Below are 18,590 nucleotides of genomic sequence, written 5' to 3'. Positions count from 1 at the left end.
CCGGCGGCATGTGCGTCCCTGTTGGTCAGACCTGAGGAATGAGCTACTTGGCTTCGATAGTGGAAACCCTGCGTGCGGCGGGCTGCGTCTTCGCGGAGGAGGAGGCGGAGCTGCTGACGGTCGCCGCCGAGGACGACGACCACCTGGCGGCCCTGGTGGCCCGCCGGGTGGCCGGCGAACCACTGGAACACGTGGTCGGCTGGGCCGAGTTCTGCGGACTGCGGATGCGCGTGGGCGAGGGGGCCTTCGTGCCGCGCCGGCGCACCGAGTTCCTGGTGCAGGAGGCCGTGGCATTGGCCCGACCGGACGCCGTGATCCTGGACCTGTGCTGCGGGGTCGGCGCGCTGGGCGCGGCGGTGGCGGCGCAGCTCGGCCCCGGGGTCGAACTGCACGCGGCGGACATCGACCCGCCGGCGCTCGCGTACGCGCGGCTGAACGTGGCCCCCTACGGCGGGCAGGTCCACGAGGGCGACCTGTACGCGGCGCTCCCCGACTCCCTGCGCGGACGCGTCGACGTCCTGGTGGTCAACGCGCCGTACGTGCCGACGGAGGAGATCGGGCTGCTCCCCCCGGAGGCCCGCGACCACGAGCCCCTGACCTCCCTGGACGGCGGTCCGGACGGCCTGGACGTCCACCGTCGGGTCGCGGCGGGCGCCCTGCCCTGGCTGGCCCCGGGCGGTGCGCTGCTGATCGAGACGAGCGCCCGCCAGTCGCCGCGGACGGCCTCGGCCCTGTCGGCAGCCGGCCTGGCGGTCCGCGCGGTCACCTCGGAGGAGCTGTACGCAACGGTGGTGATCGGCACCCGCGAGGCCTGACGCGGGCCCGGCCTGACGCGGATCCGGCCTGACGCCCGGCCTGACGCGGATCCGGCCTGACGCCCGGCCTGACGCGGATCCGGCCTGATGCGGGCCCGGCCCTGGTTATGACCCGGCCCCAGCCGGCCGGTGCTGCCTCCCCCGCACGGGGGAGGCAGCGGTTACGGGCTCCTTCCGGCGGCGGGGGCGGGGTCCCTTCCCGGGGCCGACGTACGGCCGCCGACCGGCCGACACGATGGGGTGCATGACGACCCCAGGCCACCTCCGCCCCACCGCCGCGCCCGCGCCACGCTGGGCGGTTCGGGCGGCACACGTCACCGCTCTCCTCACCCTGCCGTCGGGCATCTGGCGCCTGCTGCTGGCCGCGGGCTTCCTCGCCGGCTACACCGAGGCCGGCTACGTGGCCGCCGGCCTGCCCGGCTGGGGCCGGGTCTACGTGGTCGCCCTCAGCGTGGCCAGCGAGGTACTGGCGCTGCTCGCGCTCGGCCTGGTGCGATCCTGGGGCGAGGTGCTCCCGCCCCGGGTTCCGCTGGTCGGTGGCCGCCGGGTCCCGCCGCGGGCGGTGACGGCCGTGGCCGGTGCCGGCGCTGTTGCCCTGACCTGCCTGTGGACCCCGTTCCTCCTGTGGTGGACCCTTCCGCACCCGGACATGACCACCCGGGGCGCCACGATCGCCGGATTCCTCTACCTTCCCCTGGTCGCCTGGGGTCCCCTCCTGGCGGCGATCACCGTCGCGTACCGCCGCCGCCACCGCTGATGTGCCGACGCACGGTAGCTGTCACCGAGTCCAGCGATGACCTGCGGTTATGGGTGGGCGAGGCACGACAGTTGTCACCAGATCAGCGCGCTGCTTGGCACCGCTGGCCTCTGCAGCCTGGCTCCCGGCTATCTCATCCACCCCGAGCAGGGCGGCGCGAGCGCGACACCCAGTGCACCGGCCGGACGGGCACCCGGGCGATCGCCAGCTTAGGGTCACCAGTAGGCGCGGTCGTCCCAGGACCGGAAGTCCGCGAACTCTACAGGGTCGTCGTCCTCGTCCAAGGCGGCGAACCCGTGCGTGACCAGTGTGCCGCGCTGCCAGTCGAGGAGGGTGTCGATCAGACCGTCCTCGAGCGGCGGCCCCTGGTCCGCGTGGCGGGGCCAGACGATCAGCGGCCATGTGTCGGGATCCCCGCTCTGGGTGAGCCAGCCGAGGTAGTCGCCGTCGATGGAGTTGGCGAAGGGGAGGAAGCCGCCGGGCTCGGGCCAGATGGCCAGCGGGTACCAGCTCGCGTTGCCGTCCTTGAGCTGCCTGTAGGCGTCCGCTGTGTCCTCGACGTGCGTGAGGAAACGCCGCTCGCCGGTCCGAAGCGGGGTGTGGAAACGCAGCCACCCGCTCCAGATGCCGGCGCCGTACCCGTCCATCAGCCGCACGTACTCCCCGGGCAGCCGTGTGCCCAGCTCGGCGAACAGCCCCTCCCAGGAGCCGTCCCCGAGGTACGGCCGCTCAGGTGGCGGCGACAGTAGCCGCAGCCCGTCCAGTCCGAAGCCGGTCTCCAGCGCGATTCGGCGCTCGGCCTCGGTGAGCCGAGGCGGGACCGGCGCGGGCGGGATCCACGCCTCGGGGTCGGGAAGAAAAGCGGTCGGCGCGACGGTGCCCGGCAGCGGGCCCAGTAGCGGGCCGGGAGGAGAAGGGAGCTCCCAGGTGTCGCGGACGGTGTGCCGCAGATATTCGGTGAGCGTCAGGCAGTACCGGTGCCACCGGAGCAGGCCACTGCCCGGCACCGCCCCCGAGTGCTGCACCACCACGGTCCACTTGTCAGGGTCGACGGAGGCCGAGGTGTCCCAGAACAGTACGTCGCTGCCCCGCGTGCAGCCCCAGGCCAACAGGCCACCGGGCTCGGGGTGGAGCACGGGCCGCTCGGCCTCGGGCAGCTCCCGCGCCTCGATCCGCGCCTCCCGGTGCGTCGCGCGCAGCCACTCGCCGTAGTCGAAGCGGTCCCGCTGGACGCACGGCACGTGGATCCACACGTACTCACCGAAGTCCAGCGGCCCGTACCGGTCGGCGAGCCGCTTGTAGTCAGCCGGCAGCCGCAGTCCGAGCCAGTTCTCGACGGCCGCCCAGTCGATGGGTACAGAGGAGGGCGGCCGCTCGGTGGAAGGGGTGGCAAACGTGCTTATGTCCGATGTCAATTGACGTCCTTCTAGCGTGCGCCATGTGCTCGGCAGATTGTTCCGTCTCTGGCGGGCCAGGCGGAAATCGGACGGCGGGTATGCCTCGGGGGTCGGACTGGCGCGCCTGGAGGACGAGATCGCCCGCACGTCGGCGAACTGGACGCGGATCGGAGTGGACCAAGGTGGCCCGAGGAAGCACAGCGCGCACCGGTTGACCTGACCTTGGTGACAGCAAGCTTGCCTACGTGACAACTACCCTGCTCGGCTCAGCTGGGGCCCGCCCCGCCGTGGGTGCTATTGCAAGCGGGTGCTTGCAATAGTTAGCAGAGTGCGGCAGGATCGAGGCATGGCATCGCTCAACGTCGGAAACCTCGGCGAGTACCTCCGCGAGCAGCGGCGGCAGGCTCAGCTCTCGCTGCGGCAGCTGGCCGACGCTGCGGGGGTGTCGAATCCGTACCTGAGCCAGATCGAGCGCGGGCTGCGCAAGCCGAGCGCGGACATCCTGCAACAGCTGGCCAAGGCGCTGCGGATCTCCGCGGAGACGCTGTACGTGCAGGCCGGGATCCTCGACGAGCGGGATCGCGACGAGGTGGAGACGCGGGCCGTCATACTCGGCGATCCGTCCATCAACGAGCGGCAGAAGCAGGTGCTGCTCCAGATCTACGAGTCGTTCCGCAAGGAGAACGCGCTCGAGGCCGACCAGGCCGCCGCTGACGACGAGATGCACCCTACGAACTGAACTGTGATCCGGGAGGACCAGCCACATGGCCATCGCCGATGACCTGAAGAAGACCCTCACCGACCCGACTCCGCTCTACTTCGCCGCCGGCACCGCCGACCTCGCGGTGCAGCAGGCCAAGAAGGTCCCCGGCCTCATCGAGCAGCTGCGCGCCGAGGCTCCCGCACGCATCGAGGCCGTGAAGAACACCGATCCGAAGATCGTGCAGGAGAAGGCCAAGGAGGCGCAGGAGGCGGTCACCGCCAAGTTCGCCGAGGTGCTCACCGCGATCGACCCGAAGAAGCTCGGGGAGACCGCCCAGGACCTGGCGCTGCGCGGGGTCGGGGTAGCCGCCGAATACGCCGTGCGGGCCAAGGAGACCTACGACAAGGTCGCCGAGCACGGTGAGCAGGCCGTGCGGACGTGGCGGGGCGAGGTCTCCGAGGAGATCGTCGACATCGCCGTGGCCGTCGAGCCCGACCCGGAGCCGGCAGCTCCGCGGGCCGTCGCCGAGGCCTCGGTCGACGGCTCCGCCGAGGAGAAGCCCGCCGCCCGCAGGACCACGGCGCGCAAGAACAACGCGAAGAAGGCCGCCGTCCTCGCGGGCGACGAGAGCTGATTCGCGAACCGAACGACACGGCCACGGGCCGGGCACCAGCGCGGTGTCCGGCCCGTTGTTGTTTGCGAAGGCCGCTCTGCCGGTAGCGTGGAGAGCGGGCGGCACCAGGCGGCACCAGGAGTGCGAAGCGTGCGAAGCGCGAGAGGGCGGTCAAGGCGATGTTGATGAACGGGTTCGATAACGGAGTGCTTCCGTTGCTCGGGTTCGCCATGCTGGCGCTCGCCGTCTTGGCCTTCGTCTTCGCGCTGCTGGCGCGCGAGGATGCGTACCGCGCCGCCGAGAAGCAGACCAAGACGTTTTGGCTGGTCATCCTCGGCGTCACCGTGGTGGTGGACTTCTTCCTCGGGATGCTGTTCCTGCAGATCGCCGGTCTCGTGGCCAGCATCGTGTTCATGGTCGACGTACGCCCGGCCCTCAAGCAGGTCTCGGGCGGTGGGCGCGGCCGGCGTAGCGGCGGTAGCAGCAGCGACGGGCCGTACGGGCCGTACAACGGCGGACGGTAGCCGCCGGCCGTAGCAGCCGGCGGCCCCGTGCGGCCGTACCGAGACCCGGGCGCGGTCGGGGCTCCGTCAGCCGCCCCGCTGCCCTCCGTCAGCTTTCCGCGCGGGAGAGCATGACCACGGCCACGTCGTCGGTGAGCTCGCCACCGTTGAGGCGGCGGGCCTCGGTGACGGAGGCCTCCAGCAGGGCTTCGCCGCTCAGGCCCTGGTCGAGGTGCCGGTTGATCATCTCGACCATCCCGTCCTGGCCGAGCCGCTCCTTGCCGTCGCCGATGCGGCCCTCGATCAGGCCGTCGGTGTAGAGCATCAGGCTCCAACTGCCACCGAGCTCCACCTGGCGGCGCGGCCAGCGGGCCTTGGGCAGCAGTCCGAGGGCCGGGCCGTTGTTCTCGTACGGCAAGAGCCGTGCGGGGCGGCCCGGCCGGGTTATCAGCGGGGCCGGATGGCCGGCCAGGCACAGGCCCGCGCGGCGGCCGTCGGGGGAGATGTCCACCGTGCACAGCGTCGCGAAGATCTCCTCGCAGGGGCGCTCCACCTCCAGCACCTCCTGGAGGGTGGACAGCAGGTCGTCTCCGCACAGGCCGGCGAGGGTCAGGGCGCGCCAGGCGATGCGGAGCTCGACGCCGAGGGCGGCCTCGTCGGGGCCGTGGCCGCAGACGTCGCCGATCATGGCGTGGACCGTGCCGTCGGGCGTGCGGACGGTGTCGTAGAAGTCCCCGCCGAGCAGCGCACGGCTGCGGCCGGGACGGTAGCGCGCGGCGAAGCGGAGGTCGGAACCTTCGAGGAGGGGGTTGGGGAGCAGCCCGCGCTCCAAGCGGGCGTTCTCCTGGGCCCGCAGTTTCGATTCTGCGAGCTTGTACTGGGCGATGTCGGCCCGTTTTCTCTCCACCGCGTAGCGGATCGCCCGGCTGAGGAGGCGGCCGTCCAGCTCGTCGCGGAGGAGGAAGTCCTGCGCGCCGACCCGGACGGCCTCGGCGGCGCGCTCGGCGTCGGCCTCGGCGGTGAGGACGAGGACGGCGTGGCGGGGCGCGATGCGCAGGACCTCGCGGAGGATGGCCAACTGGTCGACGGCGGTATCGGTGGCGACCGCCGTGCGCGAGCCTGCGCCTGCCGTCGCCGCCCCTGGTTCGGGGAGGGAGAGGTCCAGCAGGATGCAGTGCACGTCGGGGGTGAGCAGCCGCGCGGCCTCGGTGAGGTTGCGGGCGGTGCGGAGCCGGATGCGGTGTCGGTCGGCGTCGAGGATTTCGGGGACGGTGAGTCCGCCTGCGGGGTCGTCCTCGATCACCAGCAGGGTCAGGGACGTCTGCGGTGCGGTCGCGTGCACGACTGCCTGAGAGGCGTGTGCGACGTGAGCGGTGTGAGCGGTGTGAGCGCTCTCCGTGGCCGAGGTGTCCCTCTGCCGCGGTACGGGTACGGGCATCGTCTCCGGTTCCTTCCCTCCCCCCGAGGGTGCGCTCGTGCGGCCGACCCTAGCGGTCGATGGCGGGGAAGCGGAATGGTGTTCTGGGCCAGGGCCACCGTCATATGCCGTTATCGCGGGGGAAAGTCCGCCTCAGGGGATGGCCACCGAATGACAAACGTCACGGTGGGGGCGTCGCCGTTCTGCTCGACAAGGCGGTGCCGGCGCCCGTCGGGGTTGCCTCGTTTCGCCGTTCTTGCAGCCCCGGGGCTGGCCGGGGCGGAGGGCAGGGAGGAAGGCAGAGCGGAAGGCAGGGCGGAGCCAGGGCCCGGGCGGGGTCCTGCCTCCGCGACGGGCCGTTTACGCGTCGGGACGGACCACTGCCTTGATCGGCATCGAGCCCGCGCCCGCCAGGGTGACGTTGCGGCCCGGGCGGGGGGCGTGGACGATCGCGCCGTCGCCCACGTACATTCCCACGTGGCTCGCGTCGTCGAAGTAGATGATGAGGTCACCCGGGCGCATGTCCTTGAGCGCGACCTTCGGCAGGAGCCGCAGCTGCTCCTGTGAGGTGCGCGGGATGCCCTTCCCCGCCGAGCGCCAGGCCTGCGAGGTGAGTCCCGAGCAGTCGAACGAACCCGGGCCCTGGGCGCCCCACACGTACGGCTTGCCGATCTGCGCGGTGGCGAACTGGACGGCCTTCTTCCCGGATTCCGACGCCGAGGCGTTGATCTCCTTCAGTACGCCCGTCGACAGCCAAGCCGTCTGCGCCTTGTACTGCGCCTCCTGCTCCAGCTGGATCAGCCGGGCCTTCTCCTCGGCCTCCAGCTTGCTCTCCAGCGACTCCGCCGCCTTGATCTTCTCCTCGATCTGCTTCTTCGTGGACTCCTGCTTGATCCGGTTGGCTTCGAGCTTCTCCCACTGCGCGTTCGCGTCCTTCGCGTACTGCTGCAAGTCGCTCTGCGTGCGGTTCATTTCGGAGAGGAGGTCCGTGGTGGCCTTCTCGCCCTGCCGGATCCGGTCCGCCCCGTCGAGGAAGTGGCTGGGGCTGTTGCTCAGCGCCAGTTGCGCGCCCGCGGGCATCCCGCCCGAGCGGTACTGGGCGCGCGCGGCGGCACCCGCGCGGTTCTTGAGGGAGGTGATCCGGTCCTGGCCGGCCACCACCTGCTTCGCGATCTCCACGATCTTGGCGGACTGGGCCTTGGCCTCGCTCTCGGCGAGGTTGTACGCGTCCGTCGCCGTACCCGCCTGGCGGTAGAGCTCGTCGATTTCCTTGCGCACCTGCTCAAGGGAGGCGACGCCCGGGTCGGGCATCGGCGCCGCCTGCGCCACGCCCGACGAACCCACCACACCCGACACCGCGAGCAGTGCCGTCGCACACAGCAGGGTCAGCGCGGACGCACCCCTCCACCGCCTACGCTCCACGGTCCCCATGGTCCCCCCAGGTGCCCCGAGTCGGATCCCGCATCAGATCTGACTATTCATCAGTAACTTTGTACTGCCTTCGGGATGGTGCCACGAGTCGGCGAATTCCAACACCCTCACGGGCGCTCCCCGATCTTGTCCCGGCCCCAACGGTTCTCCACACGCATCCCGGACGGCTCAACGGGCCGCCCCGGCAGTCGGTTCCCACGCGCGCCACTTTCACCCTGCCGGGCGCAACGCCTCCCAGCGCACCGTCAGTTCCCCCTGCCGCCACCGCCCCGGACCGTCCGTCAGCGGCCAGTCCGCGGCCAGGTCCCGCGCCGTCCGGATCCAGCGCTGCCGCGCCCCGTACGAGGCGTACGGAGCGGCTGCCGCCCACGCCCGGTCGAAGTCCCGCAGGAACGCGTACACCGGCTCGCCCGGCACGTTGCGGTGGATGAGCGCCTTCGGTAGCCGCTCCGCCAGGTCCGACGGGCGTTCGAGGGAGCCCAGTCGGGTCGCGAACGTCACCGTGCGCGCCCCCTCGGGCCCCAACGCGACCCACACGTGGCGCCGCCCGACCTCGTCGCACGTGCCCTCCACGAGCAGTCCGTCCGGAGCGAGCCGGGCACACAGCCGCTCCCACACCGCCGCCACCTGCTCCTCGTCGTACTGGCGCAGTACGTTCGCCGCTCGGATCAGCGTCGGCCGGACCCCGCCCTCCAACGGCACCTCGAAGCCGCCGTGCCGGAAGCTGAGTCCCTCCCGCTCGTACGGCTTCGCCCCCGCGACCCGCGCCGGCTCGATCTCGATGCCGACCACCCGTACCCGCGGCGCCGCCTCCCGCAGCCGGGCCAGCAGCTCCACCGCCGTCCACGGCGCGGCCCCGTAGCCGAGGTCCACCGCGACGGGCGCCTCCGAGCGCCGCAGCACCGCCCCGTGCACCGCAGCGATCCAGCGGTCCATCCGGCGCAGCCGGTTCGGATTGGTCGTCCCGCGCGTCACCGCGCCCACGGGGCGGGCCCGGCCACCCGGGCTGCCGGCACGGCTCGGGGGCGGAGTGGAGCGGGAGGACATGGTGCGAGCGTAAGCGGAGCGCCCCCGCCGGATGAAAAGCGGGCAGACCACGAAGCAAACGGCAGGGAAAAAAGAGCGGCCCCCGGAATGCGGGACGGGGCCGTCCGGGTTGCACTCCTTGCAGGGCGCCCGGCGCGCTCCGTCGCCATGCCCCGCACCGCCCGCCGTCATGCCGTCCGAGCATCGTCCGAGTGTCGTCCGAGCGAGAGGAACTGCTCCCTTGAGCCAGTACGTGTCCCGCATCGGCGGCAGCCTCGGTGGCCGGATCGCCGCCGCCCGCGCTGCCCGCCACGAGCCGCCCCGCCTGCGGCTGCCGGCCGTCGGCCACCACCGCAAGCCGCGCCGCGTGGCCATGCTCAGCGTGCACACCTCACCGCTCCACCAGCCCGGCACCGGTGACGCCGGCGGCATGAACGTGTACATCGTGGAACTGGCCAAGCGCCTCGCCGCGATCAACATCGAGGTCGAGATCTTCACCCGGGCCACCGAGGGGGGCCTGCCGCCCGTGGTCGAGCTGGCCCCCGGGGTCCTCGTACGGCACGTGGACGCGGGCCCGTACGAAGGCCTCGCCAAGGAAGAGCTCCCCGCCCAGCTGTGCGCCTTCACCCACGGTGTGATGCAGGCCTGGGCCGGCCACCGTCCCGGCTACTACGACCTGGTCCACTCCCACTACTGGCTCTCCGGCCACGTGGGCTGGCTCGCCGCCGAGCGCTGGGGCGTCCCGCTCGTACACGCCATGCACACCATGGCCAAGGTCAAGAACGCGGCGCTGGCCGAGGGCGACACGCCGGAGCCGGCCGCACGCGTCATCGGCGAGACCCAGATCGTGTCCGCCGCCGACCGGCTCATCGCGAACACCACCGGGGAAGCCGACGAACTCGTCCGGTACTACGACGCCGACCCCGGCAAGGTGGCCGTCGTCCACCCCGGCGTGAACCTCGACCGCTTCACCGTCGGCGACGGCCGGGCCGCCGCCCGCGCCCGCCTGCGGCTGCCGCAGGACGCCGTCATCCCGCTCTTCGCCGGCCGGATCCAGCCGCTCAAGGCCCCCGACATCCTGCTGCACGCCGTCGCCGAGCTCGTGGACCGGGATCCTTCGCTGCGCCGGCGTCTCTTCGTCCCCGTCGTCGGCGGCCCCAGCGGCAGCGGCCTCGCCAAGCCGGAGGGGCTGCAGAAGCTCGCCGCGAAGCTCGGCATCGCGGACCTCGTCCACTTCCATCCGCCGGTGCGCCAGGACGAGCTCGCCGACTGGTTCCGCGCGGCGTCCGTGCTGGTCATGCCCTCCTACAGCGAGTCCTTCGGGCTCGTCGCGATCGAGGCCCAGGCCACCGGCACGCCGGTGCTGGCCGCCGAGGTCGGCGGACTGCCGGTGGCCGTCAACGACGGGGTCACCGGAATCCTGGTCCCCGGGCACGATCCGGTGGACTACGCCCGCGAGCTGCGGCGCTTCGTGGACGACCCCGGCCTCACGGACCGGATGGGCGCGGAGGCGGCACGGCACGCGCAGTTCTTCGGCTGGGACACGGCGGCGAGCGGCACGGCGGACGTGTACACCGCGGCCATGCATGATCATCGCCGTCGCGTACGCTCCCACCATGGCTGACACCGCCGCGATCATCGAGAGCACGCTGACCCTGGCCGGACTGGGCTGGGAGAGCCCCGAACCCGGCTCGTACGTCGTCCAGCTGCCCGGCACCCACAAGCTGTCCACGACCTGTGCGATCCGGGTCGGCCGGCACTCGCTGTCGATCAACGCCTTCGTGATCCGCCACCCCGACGAGAACGAGGCCGGTGTCCACCGCTGGCTGCTGGAACGCAACCTCAAGCTGTACGGCATGAGCTACGCGGTGGACCGCCTCGGCGACGTCTACCTGACGGCCCGGCTTCCGCTGTCGGTGGTGAACCCGGAGGAGCTGGACCGGCTGCTCGGCACCGTCCTGGAGGCCGCGGACGGGGCGTTCAACCCCCTGCTGGAGCTGGGCTTCGCGGGGGCGATCAAGCGCGAGTACGAATGGCGCGTCGCCCGCGGCGAGTCCACCCGCAACCTGGACGCCTTCCGCCACCTGACGCAGCCCACGTCCTGACGGCCTCACGTCCTGACGGCCTCACGTCCTGACGTCGTACGGGCACGCCGCCTCCCCCCGTCCGGAGCAGGACGGGACGTGACGCCCCGCGCCCGTATCCGGCGGCTACGCCTGCACCTCGGCGGGAACGGAAGCCGGGGCGTCCCCGCCACCGGCACGGCCGCCGTCACCGCGACCGGTACCGCCACCCGCACCGGCACTGCGGTCGGCCTCCACACCGCTCTCGGCGGGCAGCCTCCGCATCAGCAGCCAGTACCCCATCGCGGCCACCGTGCCCACGACGCCCGTGGCCCCCCACAGCCACCCGGCCCCGAACCGGTCGATCACGAAGCCCGCCAGCAGCGGCGCCACCAGCGCGGCCACCGCCCACGACATGGTGTACATCCCCTGGTAGCGCCCGCGCCCGTGCAGCGGAGACAGCCGGACCACCAGGCTCATCTGGGTCGGGGAGTTGAGGATCTCCGCCAGCGTCCACACGCACACGGTCAGCGCGTACGCCCACAGCGACCCGGCGAAGGCCGTCAGCGCGAACCCGTACCCGGCCAGCAGCGCGGAGGCCACCAGCAGCTTCTGCGGGTCCCGGTGCTCGATGAACCGGGTGACCGGGATCTGGAGCAGCACGATCAGCAGGCCGTTCACGGCGATGATCAGCCCGTAGTCGCCGGGGGAGAAGCCCGCGGCCCCCATCGCGACCGGCAGGCCGACGGACCCTTGCGTGAAGACCAGCGAGATCAGGAACGACAGCCCGACCACGCCCATGAACCGCCGGTCCCGCAGGACCGTGCCCAGCCCGACCTCCGGCCCGGCCGTACGCTGCTCCGCCGTCCCTGCCGTCCCTGCCGTCCCCGTCTGCTCCGGTCGGGACTCCGGCAGCTTGACGTACACGAGGACCGCGCACACCAGGGTCAGCGCCGCCTCGCCGAGGAACCCGGCCAGGTAGCTGTACTCCGCGATCAGGCCCGCCGCCGTCGCGCTCACGGCGAAGCCGAGGTTGATGGCCCAGTAGTTGAGGGCGAAGGCCCGTACCCGGTCCTCGGGACGCACGATGTCCGCCATCATCGCCTGCACCGCCGGGCGCGAGGCGTTCGAGGTCAGACCGACCAGCAGGGCCACCGCCGCGATCGCCGCCGGATCCTCCATGAACCCCAGCAGCGCCACCGAGAACGCCGTCGAGGCCTGCGCCGCGATCAGCGTGGGGCGCCGCCCGAGCCGGTCGGTCATCACCCCCGCGGCCAGCGAGGAGATCACCCCGCCCAGACCGTGCAGTGCCGCCACGAGTCCCGCGAACGAGGCCGAATAACCCCGCTCCAGCGTCAGGTACAACGCCATGAACGTGGCGACGAAGGCCCCGAGCCGGTTGACCAGCGTGCTCGCCCACAACCACCAGAAGGCTCGCGGCAGCCCCGACACGCTTTCGCGCGCAGCCCGTCTCACCTTGGCAACGGACATACGGAATCCCCCCGGAAATGTAAGTGGCTCTCCTGCTCAACGCACCCTACGGTTAGACCGTCTTCGGGAGCCACCGGATTGACGCCGATCGTCAATCCACGGCCGTGGACACCGCGCGCAAGCGCCCCCGCGCGTCCATTAGGCTCGTACGCATGGCCGACGCACCGTACAAGCTGATCCTCCTCCGCCACGGCGAGAGCGAGTGGAACGCGAAGAACCTGTTCACCGGCTGGGTGGACGTCAACCTCAACGAGAAGGGCGAGAAGGAGGCGGTCCGCGGCGGTGAGCTGCTCAAGGACGCCGGTCTGCGCCCCGACGTCGTGCACACCTCGCTCCAGAAGCGCGCGATCCGCACCGCGCAGCTGGCGTTGGAGGCCGCCGACCGTCACTGGATCCCGGTCCACCGCTCCTGGCGCCTGAACGAGCGCCACTACGGCGCCCTCCAGGGCAAGGACAAGGCCCAGACCCTCGCCGAGTTCGGCGAGGAGCAGTTCATGCTGTGGCGCCGCTCGTACGACACCCCGCCGCCGGCCCTTGAGGACGGTACGGAGTTCTCGCAGTCCGAGGACCCGCGCTACGCGACGATCCCGCCGGAGCTGCGCCCCAGGACCGAGTGCCTCAAGGACGTCGTCGTCCGCATGCTGCCGTACTGGTACGACGGCATCGTCCCCGACCTGCTGGCCGGCCGCACTGTCCTGGTCGCCGCGCACGGCAACTCCCTGCGCGCCCTGGTCAAGCACCTGGACGGCATCTCCGACGCCGACATCGCGGGCCTGAACATCCCGACCGGCATCCCGCTCGCCTACGAGCTGGACGCCGACTTCAAGCCCCTCAAGCCGGGCGGCACCTACCTCGACCCGGCCGCCGCGGCAGCCGCCATCGAGGCGGTCAAGAACCAGGGCAAGAAGTAACCCCCACGCACGAAACGGCCCCCCACCTGCTGGTTCTCAGCGGGTGGGGGGCTCTTCGTCGCTCGGGGTGGTGGGGAGGGACGGAGCCGGCCGGAATCGAACCGGCGTCCTCGCAGTTTTGGAGACCGCGCGCGACGACCTCTGCGCTACGGCTCCGCCCCACCGGAAGGGTAAGGGCACTCGATTCCGTCGTCGTGCGGGGCGCGGGGCGGTTCGACGGGCGGTGTCGTGCGAAGGGCCCCGACCCGGGCGGGTGGGGCCCTCCTGTGCGGGATGCCGGGCGGGCGGGGTCAGCCGCCGCACTGGCAGGGTGCGCCGGACTGGCAGCCGCAGCCGCAGCCCGAGCCGCAGCCGCAGGCCGCGAGCAGCGGGAGCCGCAGTGGTTCGGGTCGCGGCGGCTGCTCGTGTTCCGGGGTGACGGGGACGGGGGAATCGGGCATGGATCCTCCTCGCAGGGCGGCGTACGGGACTTCGCACGACGGACCGCCTTCGCCCTCATTCATGCCCAGCCACACCGGCGCGTCAACGGCGCACTGGGGCAGAACGGCTCAGACGCCCTCGACCTGCGTCGGCGGCTGGAGCTCGTCCGCGTGCTCGCCCGTCACCAGGTAGACGACGCGCTTGGCCACCGACACCGCGTGGTCCGCGAAGCGCTCGTAGTAGCGGCCCAGCAGGGTCACGTCCACCGCGGTCTCGATGCCGTGCTTCCAGCGGTCGTCCATCAGGTGCTGGAACAGCGTGCGGTGCAGCTGGTCCATCTCGTCGTCGTCCTGCTCCAGCTGGAGCGCCAGGTCGACGTCCTTCGTGATGATGACCTCGGCCGCCTTCGCCATCAGGCGCTGCGCCAGCTGACCCATCTCCAGGATGGTGGCGTGCAGGTCCCGCGGCACCGCCGTGTCCGGGAAGCGCAGCCGGGCCAGCTTCGCCACGTGCTGGGCCAGGTCGCCCGAGCGCTCCAGGTCGGCGCTCATCCGCAGCGAGGTCACCACGATGCGCAGGTCGGTGGCCACCGGCTGCTGGCGGGCCAGCAGGGCGATGGCGCGGGCCTCCAGGTCGTGCTGGAGGTCGTCGACCTTCTGGTCGGCGGCGATGACGCTCTCGGCGAGCTTCAGGTCGGCGTCGAGCATGGACGTGGTGGCCCGCCCGATCGCGGAACCGACCAGCCGGGCCATCTCGACCAGACCTTCACCGATCGAGTCCAGTTCCTCGTGGTACGCGTCACGCATGGGTGGTGTCCCTCTCTTGACCTACTGCGTTACTGCCCGGGGGCCGGGCCGGGGCGGCCTCGTGCCCCACGTTGACACGTTGAGCCGCTAACGCGTCCGACTCCGGCATCACAAGTGAATCAACCCCGTCGCCACGGTGAACTCTGGGCGACGACTGTTCGAGGTGCCACCCGAACGGCTGTGGAAGTGTCGTCGTGCCTGCTTAACCTGGATGCATGGACGTGAACGCGGCGGTCGCCGCAGCTGCAGCGATCGCCGGTCTTTGCACCGGTGTGATCGCGATGCTGGCGTTCCGCTGGAGCGAGCGCGACCAAGCACGCCCCACCCGGAGCTCCATGCGCCCCGACATCAACGCGGTGCTGCCGCCCGGCGTGGACACCGTCCTCTCCGTACTCCGCTCCTCCGCCGTCGTACTCGACGAGGGCGACGCGGTGGTCAAGGCCAGCTCGGCCGCGTACGCCCTCGGGCTGGTCCGCGGCGGCAAGCTGGCCGTCGAGCCCATGCTCCACATGGCCCGTGACACCCGCCGCGACGGGGAGATACGCCAGGTCGAGCTGGACCTGCCGCGGCGCGGCACCGGGCGCGGCGAGGCCCTCGCGGTCTCGGCGCGCGTCGCCCCGCTCGGCTCCCGGCTCGTACTGCTCCTGGTCGAGGACCTCACCGAGGCCCGCCGCATCGAGGCCGTACGGCGCGACTTCGTCGCGAACGTGTCGCACGAGCTGAAGACGCCGGTGGGTGCGATCTCCCTGCTGTCCGAGGCCGTCATGGACGCCGCGGACGACCCCGAGGCGGTCAGCCGCTTCGCCGGCCGCATGCAGATCGAGGCGACCCGCCTGATCAACCTCGTACAGGAGCTCATCGACCTCTCCCGGGTACAGAACGACGACCCGCTGGAGGACGCGGAGCCCGTGCGCGTGGACACGCTGGTCGCCGAGGCCATCGACCGCTGCCGGCACACGGCGTCGTCCAAGCAGATCACCATGGCGTCGGGCGGCACCGCCGACCTGCGCGTCTGGGGCAACCGCGGACAGCTCGCGGCAGCCCTCGGGAACCTGGTCGAGAACGCCGTCAACTACAGCCCCGCCCGCACCCGCGTCGGCATAGCGGCACGCAGGGTGACGGCTCCCGGCGGAGACTTGATCGAGATCGCCGTGACCGACCAGGGCATCGGCATCCCGGAGAAGGACCGCGAGCGCATCTTCGAGCGCTTCTACCGCGTGGATCCGGCCCGCTCCCGCGCCACGGGAGGAACCGGGCTGGGCCTTGCGATCGTGAAGCACGTGGCGGCCTCGCACGGCGGGGAGGTGTCCGTGTGGAGCTCGGAGGGTCAGGGCTCGACGTTCACCCTGCGCCTTCCGGAAGCAGCTGCTCCGGGTTCCTCGACCTCCCCGGCCTCCTCGACCTCCCCGGCCGCGGAACAGGCCCCAACACCCAGCCATCCGACCCCTGCCTGAACCAGAACCAGCCACCCCTGCCCCGGAGGTCCTTCCGTGACCCGAGTGCTCGTCGTCGAGGATGAGGAATCCTTCAGCGACGCCCTGTCCTACATGCTCCGCAAGGAGGGCTTCGAAGTCGCGATCGCCGCGACCGGGCCCGACGGGCTCGACGAGTTCGAGCGCAACGGCGCCGACCTCGTTCTCCTCGACCTGATGCTCCCCGGCCTGCCCGGCACGGAGGTCTGCCGGCAGCTGCGCGGCCGCTCCAACGTCCCCGTCATCATGGTGACGGCCAAGGACAGCGAGATCGACAAGGTCGTCGGGCTGGAGATAGGAGCCGACGACTACGTCACGAAGCCCTTCTCCTCGCGGGAGCTGGTCGCCCGCATCCGCGCGGTCCTGCGCCGCCGCGGCGAGCCGGAGGAGGTCACCCCTGCCGCGCTGGAGGCGGGGCCCGTACGGATGGACGTCGACCGTCACGTGGTCACCGTCGCCGGAGCCAAGGTCGACCTCCCCCTGAAGGAGTTCGACCTGCTGGAGATGCTGCTGCGCAACGCGGGTCGGGTACTGACGCGCATGCAGCTGATCGACCGGGTCTGGGGCGCCGACTACGTGGGCGACACGAAGACCCTGGACGTCCACGTCAAGCGCCTCCGCGCCAAGATCGAGCCGGACCCGGGTGCGCCGCGCTATCTGGTCACGGTGCGCGGCCTGGGCTACAAGTTCGAGCCGTAAGCCGCGCTCAGCCGCGCTCCGCGAGCCGTAACCGGCACGAGGCGAGCGGTACACGAAAGGGCCCCCTTCCGCCGGTTGAAGCGGAAAGGGGCCCTTTCGTACGGTGTCGCCCGCCTCAGTGGCCGGCGCTCTGCGAGGGGGAACCCGACGGCACGCCCGAGGCGGCGCCCGACGGGGCACCCGAGGCGGCCCCCGACGGGGCGGTGGACGGGCTGCCGGAGGGGCTGGTGGAAGGGCTGCCCGACGGGCTGGCGCCGGCGGTGGGGCCGAAGCCCGCGTACGGGCCGGTGTTCGGGACGACGAACGCCTCGAGCTCCACGTCGCCCGTGCTGCTCAGCTGGAAGACGACCGCCTGCGCGTTGCCGTTCGTCACGGCGTCGCCGCCCTCGATCACGGCGGAGGCGTTGCCCTTGCCGCCCAGGACGACGGAGCCGCCGGCCGGCACGGTGACCTTGCCGGCACCCTCGGCACCCTTCAGCACGACCTTGGCCTTGCTGCCCGGGAGGGTGATGCCGTCGAGGGTCTGCGCCTTGGTGCCGGTGTTGAAGACCGTTGCGGAGACGGCGGCGGGGCCGCTCTTCTTGTCCTTCTCGCCCTGGGTGATGACCAGTGCGTTCTGGATCTTGATGTCGCCCTTGGTGGCGGCGGCGTTGTCCGGCTTGATCTGGAGCGTCTGCGCGTCGTTGCCCGCACCGCAAGCGGCCAGCGAGGCGATCGAGAACACGATGGCGGTGGCGGCGAGGGCGCCGCGTCGAAGGCTGCGGCTCACGGCGGCGGCAACTCCTTGGACGTACGGAACGGAAGGATGGGCAGTCTCGGGGCGACCGAGGTAAAGCCGCCCTAAGGGTGTGTCAGCGCGCTTAGGTTACCGAGCCGCCGCCCCGCCCCCGCACCCGACCCTCCGCAGTGCACGGGCCACCGTGCACCGCCCCCGCGATCTTGCATTCCGGCCCTGCTTCCGGCCGGCCTTCCGGCCGGGCCTCCCGCGGCGTTCCGCCCGCGTTCTGCCCGCCGTTCCGCCCGCGACTTCCCGCCCCGTTCATCTGTGGCTCATGTGCCGTCCGCATATCGCGGCCCTGCTCTCCGGTGATCAATTCCGGGATTCCTTCGAACGCCCCCGCGTGATCAATTCCGGATTGGGCCGGAACCGCTCCGTACTGGTGGTCGCCAGTCGAACGGAGTAGTTCGGTTTCCCGGCTTCGAAACCGGCAAAACGGGACGTACATCACACTCGTGGAGCCATCGGTGCGGTGTAACGTGGCCGTTTCGGCCGGTCCGTACAGCACCTCCGACCTGCGAATACCCCCCTCCGGAAGCCCTTCGCAGCACGTTCGTGTCTCTGTTGTCAAGCCCTGAGATGTGCCCTGACCTGCGAAAACGCCATTCATAACAGTCAGTTCTCGTGTTACCCTGGATAGCCACGGAAGGGGTACCTGTCACATGACGTTCAAGGTTGGCGACACCGTGGTCTATCCCCATCACGGGGCCGCGCTGATCGAGGCCATCGAAACTCGCCAGATCAAAGGCGTGGACAAGACCTACTTGGTGCTCAAGGTCGCCCAGGGCGACCTGACGGTTCGTGTGCCTGCGGACAATGCAGAGTTCGTCGGCGTTCGCGACGTAGTCGGCCAGGACGGGCTGGACCGGGTCTTCGAGGTGCTTCGCGCGCCGTATGCCGAAGAGCCGACGAACTGGTCCCGGCGCTACAAGGCAAATCTGGAGAAGCTCGCTTCTGGCGATGTCATCAAGGTCGCCGAAGTGGTGCGTGACCTGTGGCGTCGTGAGCGTGAGCGCGGGCTTTCCGCGGGCGAGAAGCGCATGCTCGCGAAGGCGCGCCAGATCCTGGTGAGCGAGCTCGCGCTCGCTGAAAACACCAACGAGGACAAGGCCGAGGCCCTCCTCGACGAGGTTCTCGCGTCCTGACGCGAAACATCGTTCACAGCAGTCGTGCCGTGGTGCCCGATGACGAGCCCTCTCCTCTACGAGAGGGCTGTTGCCGGGCGCTGCGGCATGTCTGTGCCCGTGCCTTTTTCCACCGGCATGCCGGGTCCGGACAGCCTGCTCGA

19 protein-coding genes and 1 tRNA gene are annotated in these 18,590 nt (G+C 71.2%); 11 read left to right on the top strand and 9 right to left on the bottom strand.

All coding sequences use genetic code 11. From position 1 onward, the window contains the following. Window positions 1-38 precede the first annotated feature (38 nt). Both ABZZ20_RS18830 and ABZZ20_RS18825 read left to right on the top strand, forming a co-directional pair. Entirely contained in the window at window positions 39-815 is a 777-nt protein-coding gene (locus ABZZ20_RS18830; RefSeq protein ID WP_356870792.1) for a putative protein N(5)-glutamine methyltransferase, read from the top strand. 244 nt (window positions 816-1,059) lie between these two features. Continuing rightward, window positions 1,060-1,572 carry a hypothetical protein gene (locus tag ABZZ20_RS18825; RefSeq protein WP_356870790.1) on the top strand — a complete coding sequence of 171 codons (513 nt, stop codon included), beginning with the start codon at window positions 1,060-1,062 and terminating at the stop codon, window positions 1,570-1,572. A gap of 215 nt (window positions 1,573-1,787) precedes the next feature. On the opposite strand, the gene ABZZ20_RS18820 is transcribed toward ABZZ20_RS18825, so the two are convergent. Continuing rightward, window positions 1,788-2,987, bottom strand: coding sequence for an SMI1/KNR4 family protein (locus ABZZ20_RS18820; RefSeq protein WP_356870788.1), 1,200 nt, complete (start codon window positions 2,985-2,987; stop codon window positions 1,788-1,790). 328 nt (window positions 2,988-3,315) lie between these two features. Here ABZZ20_RS18820 and ABZZ20_RS18815 point away from each other — a divergent pair, with 328 nt between their 5' ends. From ABZZ20_RS18815 to ABZZ20_RS18805, 3 genes are all read left to right on the top strand, one after another. After that, entirely contained in the window at window positions 3,316-3,708 is a 393-nt protein-coding gene (locus ABZZ20_RS18815) for a helix-turn-helix domain-containing protein (protein ID WP_356870786.1), read from the top strand. 25 nt (window positions 3,709-3,733) lie between these two features. Continuing rightward, window positions 3,734-4,306 carry a hypothetical protein gene (locus ABZZ20_RS18810; protein ID WP_356870784.1) on the top strand — a complete coding sequence of 191 codons (573 nt, stop codon included), beginning with the start codon at window positions 3,734-3,736 and terminating at the stop codon, window positions 4,304-4,306. Window positions 4,307-4,464: 158 nt separating this feature from the next. Beyond that, a complete protein-coding gene (locus ABZZ20_RS18805) occupies window positions 4,465-4,809 on the top strand; it encodes a DUF2516 family protein (protein ID WP_356870782.1) in 345 nt (114 codons plus the stop codon). 88 nt (window positions 4,810-4,897) lie between these two features. Here the strand turns inward: ABZZ20_RS18805 and ABZZ20_RS18800 are convergent, their stop codons facing one another. The 3 genes from ABZZ20_RS18800 to ABZZ20_RS18790 form a co-directional block, all read right to left on the bottom strand. Beyond that, the gene (locus ABZZ20_RS18800) at window positions 4,898-6,226 is read right to left on the bottom strand and encodes a SpoIIE family protein phosphatase (protein WP_356870780.1); all 1,329 of its coding nucleotides are present in this window, start codon (window positions 6,224-6,226) and stop codon (window positions 4,898-4,900) included. Between the two features lie 339 nt (window positions 6,227-6,565). Further along, entirely contained in the window at window positions 6,566-7,636 is a 1,071-nt protein-coding gene (locus ABZZ20_RS18795; protein WP_356870778.1) for an NlpC/P60 family protein, read from the bottom strand. 210 nt (window positions 7,637-7,846) lie between these two features. Continuing rightward, on the bottom strand, window positions 7,847-8,683 hold the full coding sequence (locus ABZZ20_RS18790; RefSeq protein ID WP_356870776.1) for a class I SAM-dependent methyltransferase: 837 nt from the start codon (window positions 8,681-8,683) through the stop codon (window positions 7,847-7,849). 265 nt (window positions 8,684-8,948) lie between these two features. Between ABZZ20_RS18790 and mshA the strand changes: the two genes are divergently transcribed. Further along, a complete protein-coding gene (mshA, locus tag ABZZ20_RS18785) occupies window positions 8,949-10,286 on the top strand; it encodes a D-inositol-3-phosphate glycosyltransferase (protein ID WP_356870928.1) in 1,338 nt (445 codons plus the stop codon). Further along, window positions 10,279-10,767, top strand: coding sequence for a YbjN domain-containing protein (locus ABZZ20_RS18780; RefSeq protein WP_356870774.1), 489 nt, complete (start codon window positions 10,279-10,281; stop codon window positions 10,765-10,767). Before mshA ends, ABZZ20_RS18780 begins: the two co-directional genes overlap by 8 nt. 105 nt (window positions 10,768-10,872) lie before the next feature. On the opposite strand, the gene ABZZ20_RS18775 is transcribed toward ABZZ20_RS18780, so the two are convergent. After that, window positions 10,873-12,216, bottom strand: coding sequence for an MFS transporter (locus ABZZ20_RS18775; protein ID WP_356870772.1), 1,344 nt, complete (start codon window positions 12,214-12,216; stop codon window positions 10,873-10,875). Window positions 12,217-12,368: 152 nt separating this feature from the next. Here ABZZ20_RS18775 and ABZZ20_RS18770 point away from each other — a divergent pair, with 152 nt between their 5' ends. Beyond that, window positions 12,369-13,127 carry a phosphoglyceromutase gene (locus ABZZ20_RS18770; protein WP_356870770.1) on the top strand — a complete coding sequence of 253 codons (759 nt, stop codon included), beginning with the start codon at window positions 12,369-12,371 and terminating at the stop codon, window positions 13,125-13,127. Between the two features lie 81 nt (window positions 13,128-13,208). Here ABZZ20_RS18770 and ABZZ20_RS18765 read toward each other — a convergent pair. The 3 genes from ABZZ20_RS18765 to phoU form a co-directional block, all read right to left on the bottom strand. After that, window positions 13,209-13,283: transfer RNA gene (locus ABZZ20_RS18765), tRNA-Trp, on the bottom strand. A gap of 134 nt (window positions 13,284-13,417) precedes the next feature. Next, window positions 13,418-13,567 (bottom strand): hypothetical protein, encoded by a 150-nt coding sequence (locus ABZZ20_RS18760; RefSeq protein WP_356870768.1) that lies wholly within the window; start codon window positions 13,565-13,567, stop codon window positions 13,418-13,420. Window positions 13,568-13,675: 108 nt separating this feature from the next. Then, the gene (gene phoU / locus ABZZ20_RS18755; RefSeq protein ID WP_112449136.1) at window positions 13,676-14,353 is read right to left on the bottom strand and encodes a phosphate signaling complex protein PhoU; all 678 of its coding nucleotides are present in this window, start codon (window positions 14,351-14,353) and stop codon (window positions 13,676-13,678) included. A 215-nt stretch (window positions 14,354-14,568) separates the two neighbouring features. Here phoU and ABZZ20_RS18750 point away from each other — a divergent pair, with 215 nt between their 5' ends. Together ABZZ20_RS18750 and ABZZ20_RS18745 are read left to right on the top strand one after the other, a co-directional pair. Beyond that, window positions 14,569-15,807 (top strand): ATP-binding protein, encoded by a 1,239-nt coding sequence (locus ABZZ20_RS18750; protein WP_356870766.1) that lies wholly within the window; start codon window positions 14,569-14,571, stop codon window positions 15,805-15,807. A gap of 36 nt (window positions 15,808-15,843) precedes the next feature. Beyond that, on the top strand, window positions 15,844-16,524 hold the full coding sequence (locus tag ABZZ20_RS18745) for a response regulator transcription factor (RefSeq protein WP_007265514.1): 681 nt from the start codon (window positions 15,844-15,846) through the stop codon (window positions 16,522-16,524). A gap of 115 nt (window positions 16,525-16,639) precedes the next feature. On the opposite strand, the gene ABZZ20_RS18740 is transcribed toward ABZZ20_RS18745, so the two are convergent. Beyond that, window positions 16,640-17,293: a DUF461 domain-containing protein gene (locus ABZZ20_RS18740; protein ID WP_356870764.1), complete on the bottom strand. Its 654-nt coding sequence runs from the start codon at window positions 17,291-17,293 to the stop codon at window positions 16,640-16,642. Window positions 17,294-17,964: 671 nt separating this feature from the next. On the opposite strand from ABZZ20_RS18740, the gene ABZZ20_RS18735 reads away from it, so the two are divergent. Next, window positions 17,965-18,447 carry a CarD family transcriptional regulator gene (locus ABZZ20_RS18735; RefSeq protein ID WP_003953493.1) on the top strand — a complete coding sequence of 161 codons (483 nt, stop codon included), beginning with the start codon at window positions 17,965-17,967 and terminating at the stop codon, window positions 18,445-18,447. The last annotated feature ends 143 nt before the right edge of the window (window positions 18,448-18,590 follow it).

The organism is Streptomyces sp. NPDC006430 (assembly GCF_040612395.1).
In the GTDB taxonomy this organism is placed as follows: domain Bacteria; phylum Actinomycetota; class Actinomycetes; order Streptomycetales; family Streptomycetaceae; genus Streptomyces.
This window is presented reverse-complemented; position numbering and strand designations above follow the sequence as displayed.

Excerpts from the sequence above, each read along its gene's own strand:
- ABZZ20_RS18830 (WP_356870792.1), top strand. The coding sequence starts at position 39 with ATGAGCTACTTGGCTTCGATAGTGGAAACCCTGCGTGCGGCGGGCTGC.
- ABZZ20_RS18825 (WP_356870790.1), top strand. The coding sequence starts at position 1,060 with ATGACGACCCCAGGCCACCTCCGCCCCACCGCCGCGCCCGCGCCACGC.
- ABZZ20_RS18815 (WP_356870786.1), top strand. The coding sequence starts at position 3,316 with ATGGCATCGCTCAACGTCGGAAACCTCGGCGAGTACCTCCGCGAGCAG.
- ABZZ20_RS18810 (WP_356870784.1), top strand. The coding sequence starts at position 3,734 with ATGGCCATCGCCGATGACCTGAAGAAGACCCTCACCGACCCGACTCCG.
- ABZZ20_RS18805 (WP_356870782.1), top strand. The coding sequence starts at position 4,465 with ATGTTGATGAACGGGTTCGATAACGGAGTGCTTCCGTTGCTCGGGTTC.
- ABZZ20_RS18800 (WP_356870780.1), bottom strand. The coding sequence starts at position 6,226 with ATGCCCGTACCCGTACCGCGGCAGAGGGACACCTCGGCCACGGAGAGC.
- ABZZ20_RS18795 (WP_356870778.1), bottom strand. The coding sequence starts at position 7,636 with ATGGGGACCGTGGAGCGTAGGCGGTGGAGGGGTGCGTCCGCGCTGACC.
- ABZZ20_RS18790 (WP_356870776.1), bottom strand. The coding sequence starts at position 8,683 with ATGTCCTCCCGCTCCACTCCGCCCCCGAGCCGTGCCGGCAGCCCGGGT.
- ABZZ20_RS18780 (WP_356870774.1), top strand. The coding sequence starts at position 10,279 with ATGGCTGACACCGCCGCGATCATCGAGAGCACGCTGACCCTGGCCGGA.
- ABZZ20_RS18775 (WP_356870772.1), bottom strand. The coding sequence starts at position 12,216 with ATGTCCGTTGCCAAGGTGAGACGGGCTGCGCGCGAAAGCGTGTCGGGG.
- ABZZ20_RS18770 (WP_356870770.1), top strand. The coding sequence starts at position 12,369 with ATGGCCGACGCACCGTACAAGCTGATCCTCCTCCGCCACGGCGAGAGC.
- ABZZ20_RS18760 (WP_356870768.1), bottom strand. The coding sequence starts at position 13,567 with ATGCCCGATTCCCCCGTCCCCGTCACCCCGGAACACGAGCAGCCGCCG.
- phoU (WP_112449136.1), bottom strand. The coding sequence starts at position 14,353 with ATGCGTGACGCGTACCACGAGGAACTGGACTCGATCGGTGAAGGTCTG.
- ABZZ20_RS18750 (WP_356870766.1), top strand. The coding sequence starts at position 14,569 with ATGGACGTGAACGCGGCGGTCGCCGCAGCTGCAGCGATCGCCGGTCTT.
- ABZZ20_RS18735 (WP_003953493.1), top strand. The coding sequence starts at position 17,965 with ATGACGTTCAAGGTTGGCGACACCGTGGTCTATCCCCATCACGGGGCC.